We start from the raw sequence: 4,790 nt of genomic DNA on the forward strand, positions 1-4,790 counted from the left end.
CCGGGCGGTGGCGTCGGGTTTGATGATGGCAAGGGTTCGTTCGACAGCCATGGCAGACTCCTCGTGTGTGCAAGCGTAAAGGGACAAAACAAGGCGCCCCGGCCCGGCGGCAGGGGCACCGACTTGGGACGTTCGAACGTTCGGACGCTGGGACGCTAGGACGTAAAAGCCTCCGGCGATACCAGCGTTGCCGCCTGTGCTAACCTCTGAAAACAGCCTTCGGCTGGGCGGCTCAACTGCCGTGAATCGTGAATCGTTTGGCCGCTCTCTGCGCCTCCCCGCAGCTGCCGTCTTTCGGTCCCGCCCGCCTTCCGTCCTCAGAAATCTGTCGGAATCTGGCCTCTGGGCGGGGGTGTCGGGATCCGCCGGTTCCGCGGCTTCCCAGCCTCCCAGCTTCCCAGCTTCCCAGCCTTCTAGCCTTCCCGGCGGGCGGCCACGATCGGGCCCGCGTACCGGGCCGAGGCGCCCAGGTTCTCCTCGATCCGAAGGAGCTGGTTGTACTTGGCCACCCGGTCGGTCCGACAGGGCGCGCCGGTCTTGATCTGGCCCGAGTTGGCGGCCACGGCCAGGTCGGCGATGGTGGTGTCCTCGGTCTCGCCCGAGCGGTGGGAGATCACCGTGGTGTACCCGGCCTTGTGGGCCATCTCGATGGCCTGCAGGGTCTCGGTGAGGGTGCCGATCTGGTTCACCTTGATCAGGATGGAGTTGGCCACGCCCATGGCGATGCCCGAGCGGAGCCGCTCGGTGTTGGTGACGAAGAGGTCGTCACCCACGATCTGGATCCGGTCGCCCAGGCGCTCGGTCATCTTCTTCCAGCCGTCCCAATCGTTTTCGTCGAGACCGTCCTCGATGGAATAGATGGGGTACTTGGCCACGAGCCGCTCCCAGTACCCGATCAGATCGTCCACCGACTTTTGGGGTTCGGCCTCGGCCGCCAGGTAGTAGTGGTCGCCCCGGTAGAAGGAGCTCGCCGCGGCATCGAGCGCGATCAGCACGTCCTTCCCCGGCTTGTACCCGGCCCGCTCGATCGCGGCCAGGATCACCTCGAGGGCCTCCTCGTTGGAGCCGAGATCCGGCGCGAACCCGCCCTCGTCGCCGATGGAGGTGCGGTGGCCCTTCTCCTTCAGGGTCTTCTTCAGGTTGTGGTACACCTCGGCGCCCATGCGCAGGGCCTCCCGGAACGAGGAGGCGCCCACCGGGGCCACCATGAACTCCTGGATGTCCACGTTGTTGTCGGCGTGGGCCCCGCCGTTCAGGATGTTCATCATGGGCACCGGCAGGAGCGTCGCCCCCGTGCCGCCCACGTAGCGGTACAGCGGCAGCTCGGAGGCATCGGCCGCGGCCTTGGCGCAGGCCAGGCTCACCCCCAGGATCGCGTTGGCCCCGAGTTTCTCCTTGTTCGGGGTGCCGTCGAGCTCCACGAGCCGCGCGTCGATGGCCGCCTGGTCCCGCACGTCGTAGCCGATGAGCTCGGGCGCGATCGAGGAGTTCACGTTCTCCACGGCCTGGAGGACGCCCTTCCCGAGGTACCGGGCCTCGTCGCCGTCGCGGAGCTCCACGGCCTCGTGCTCGCCCGTGGAGGCGCCCGAGGGAACGGCGGCCCGGCCCACCACGCCGGAGGACAGGTGGACGTCCACCTCCACGGTGGGGTTGCCGCGGGAGTCCAGGATTTCCCGTGCGATGATGTCGGTGATCGTGTACATCCCTTCGTCCTCCTTGGTCAGTGGGAACGGTTCTCGGCCGGGCGGCAGACACCCCTTTCGCGCTTGACGGCCTCGCTGGCCTTCAGACCTGGACGATCCGGTCCTCGAACGGTTCGTAGGCGGTGAGCTTCCCGCCGTACACGGCACCCGTGTCGATGCCCACCAGGGGGCCGCGCCGGAACACCCCGCGAAACGGGGTGTGGCCGAACACCACCGGGTGGGAGAACGCCTCCGGCGCCCCGTAGAACTCGTCCCGGATCCAGAGGAGATCGTGCGGATCCTGCCGCCCCAGGGGCACCCCCGGCCGGAGCCCCGCGTGGACGAACACCACCTCCCCCTCCCGGTGCCACAGCGGCATGGCCTCCAGGAACCGGAGGTCCCCCGCCGGCACGGCCGCGTCCGGGTCCCCCGGCGCGAACCCGTAGCTCTCGAGGGTGGTGTATCCCTTGTTCCACATCCACAGGTCCCGGTCGGCCGGGTCCCGGGTGCGGTGCCAGGTGAGGCACAGGTCCTCGTGGTTCCCCCGCAGGGCCACCACCCGCGCGTCGGCCGAACGCTCCCGCACGAACCGGATCACCCCGGCCGGGTCCGGGCCCCGGTCGATCAGATCCCCCAGGAAGATCACGGTGTCGTCCCGCCCCGGCCCCAGCCGCTTCCAGAGCTCTTCCAGCCGGTCCCGGCACCCGTGCACGTCGCCGATCGCCCAGATCGCCACGCCGCCCTCCGACGGGCGCCCTTCTTACCCGACGCCCCCCCCTAAGTCAAGAAAGACCGGGGGTTTCGGTTGCCGCGTAGGGCGCCGGTGTGGCACCCTTGGGCCCGGTTTTCGCCCCGGGGGGCGTAAGCCGTCCTTTCCCCTTCGCACCCCGTTCGGCACAGGAGACCCCATGAAGATTCTGCTCGTCGTGGGCGCCCGGCCCAACTTCATGAAGATCGCGCCGATCGTGCGGGCCATCCGCCGGTGGAACGCCGAGCACCCGGACCGCCCCATCGAGCACCGGCTCGTCCACACCGGCCAGCACTACGACGAGCGCATGTACCGGGCGTTCTTCGAGGACCTGGAGATCCCGCCGCCCGACGTGGACCTGGAGGTGGGCTCGGGCTCCCACACCTACCAGACGGCCCACGTGATGCTGCGGTTCGAGAAGGTGTGCGAGGCGGAGCGGCCCGACTGGGTGCTCGTGGTGGGGGACGTGAACTCCACCATGGCGGCGAGCCTGGTGGCCGTGAAGATGGGCATCCGGGTGTGCCACGTGGAGGCCGGGCTCCGGAGCCGCGACCGCACCATGCCCGAGGAGATCAACCGGCTCGTGACCGACGCCGTGGCCGACCTGCTGTTCACCACGAGCCGCGACGCCGACGAGAACCTCCGGGCCGAGGGGGTGCCGCCCGAGAAGATCCGGTTCGTGGGGAACGTGATGATCGACACCCTGCTCCACCAGGTGGAGCGGCTGCCGCGCCTCGGGCTCGAGCCCCTGGTGGCACCGGGGCAGCGCTACGGTGTGCTCACCCTGCACCGGCCGAGCAACGTGGACCGCCGCGAGGTGCTGACCCGGCTCTTGGGGGCCATCGAGACCGTGGCCCGGGAGATCCCCATCGTGTTCCCGATCCACCCCCGCACCCGGAAAATGGCCCGCGAGTTCGGGATCGACGAGGCGTTCCGGCCCCTGCCGCCGGCCGACGCCCCCCTCGCCCCCGGCCTCTACGTGACCGAACCCCTGGGCTACCTGGACTTCCTGAACCTCTGGAAGGGTGCCGCGCTCGTGCTCACCGACTCGGGCGGGCTCCAGGAGGAGACCACGGCCCTGGGGATCCCCTGCCTTACCCTCCGGGAGAACACCGAGCGTCCCGTCACCATCTGGGAGGGCACGAACACCCTGGTGGGCACCGACCCCGAGGCCATCGTGGCCGAGGCCCGCAAGGCCCTCGACGGCCGGGGCAAGGCCGGCCGGGTGCCCGAGCTCTGGGACGGCCGGGCCGCCGAACGGATCGTGGCGGCGCTGATGGAAGGGGAGACGCTGGGACGTTAGGACGTTAGGACGTCGGGAAGCCGGAGGGCGTCCTGAGGCGAGGGTCGGTCCCCCGCCCTACCCCGCCTTGGCGAGCTCCAGGCGGCCGGCCCAGCGGTCCTCCAGGGCCTCCCGCAGGGCCGGGTACCGGCCCGAGCCAAGCCCCGGGTCCTCGGCCAGCACCCGGGAGGCGAGGTCCCGGGCCGTCTGGAGGAGCCGCCCGTCCCGCAGGATGTTCCCGATGCGGAAATCCGGCAGACCCGACTGCCGGGTGCCCAGGAAATCCCCCGGCCCGCGGATCCTAAGGTCCTCCTCGGCGATCCGGAACCCGTCGGTGGTGGAGGCGAGCACCCGCAGCCGCTCCCAGCCGTCCTTGCCCGTCTCCCGGCCCGCCACCAGGACGCAGTAGGACTTCTCGCCGCCCCGGCCCACCCGGCCCCGCAGTTGGTGGAGTTGGGCCAGGCCGAACCGCTCGGCGTGCTCCACCACCATGACCGTGGCGTTCGGGACGTCGATCCCCACCTCGATCACCGTGGTGGACACGAGCACCTGGATCTCCCCGGCCGCGAAGGCCCCCATCACGGCCTCCTTATCCTCGGGCCGCATCCGGCCGTGGAGGAGCCCCACCTTGAGGTCCGGGAACACCTCGGCCTGGAAGTGCTCGGCCATGGTGGTGGCGGCCTTGAGGTCCAGGGCCTCGCTCTCCTCCACCAAGGGATACACCAGGTAGGCCTGCCGGCCCCGGGCCGCCTGGTCGCGCACGAAGGCGTACACCCGGGGCAGGTCCTTCTCCCGGACGACCCGGGTGGCGATGGGCTGGCGGCCCGGGGGGAGCTCGTCGATCACCGAGAGGTCCAGGTCGCCGTACACGGTGAGGGAAAGGCTCCGGGGGATGGGCGTGGCGGTCATCACCAGGAGGTCGGGGTTCTCGCCCTTCCGGAGGAGCCCGGCCCGCTGGAGCACCCCGAACCGGTGCTGCTCGTCCACCACCACGAACCCCAGCCGGTGGAACGCCACGGACTCCTGGATGAGGGCGTGGGTGCCCACGACGAGCGGGAGCGCCCCGGTGCGGAGCCCC

At 70.4% G+C, this 4,790-nt stretch carries 4 protein-coding genes; 1 reads left to right on the top strand and 3 read right to left on the bottom strand.

What is annotated here, in order from left to right; translation table 11 throughout:
- Window positions 1-413 precede the first annotated feature (413 nt).
- Both eno and ACY0I8_RS16480 read right to left on the bottom strand, forming a co-directional pair.
- On the bottom strand, window positions 414-1,703 hold the full coding sequence (gene eno / locus ACY0I8_RS16475; RefSeq protein ID WP_459942419.1) for a phosphopyruvate hydratase: 1,290 nt from the start codon (window positions 1,701-1,703) through the stop codon (window positions 414-416).
- An 82-nt stretch (window positions 1,704-1,785) separates the two neighbouring features.
- Entirely contained in the window at window positions 1,786-2,418 is a 633-nt protein-coding gene (locus ACY0I8_RS16480; protein WP_461395616.1) for a metallophosphoesterase family protein, read from the bottom strand.
- A 172-nt stretch (window positions 2,419-2,590) separates the two neighbouring features.
- On the opposite strand from ACY0I8_RS16480, the gene wecB reads away from it, so the two are divergent.
- Window positions 2,591-3,733: a non-hydrolyzing UDP-N-acetylglucosamine 2-epimerase gene (gene wecB, locus ACY0I8_RS16485; RefSeq protein WP_461395617.1), complete on the top strand. Its 1,143-nt coding sequence runs from the start codon at window positions 2,591-2,593 to the stop codon at window positions 3,731-3,733.
- 57 nt (window positions 3,734-3,790) lie between these two features.
- Here wecB and ACY0I8_RS16490 read toward each other — a convergent pair.
- Window positions 3,791-4,790: ATP-dependent DNA helicase RecG (locus tag ACY0I8_RS16490; RefSeq protein WP_461395618.1), on the bottom strand; the 1,000-nt coding region annotated here is incomplete at its 5' end.

Source organism: Deferrisoma sp., from assembly GCF_054681715.1.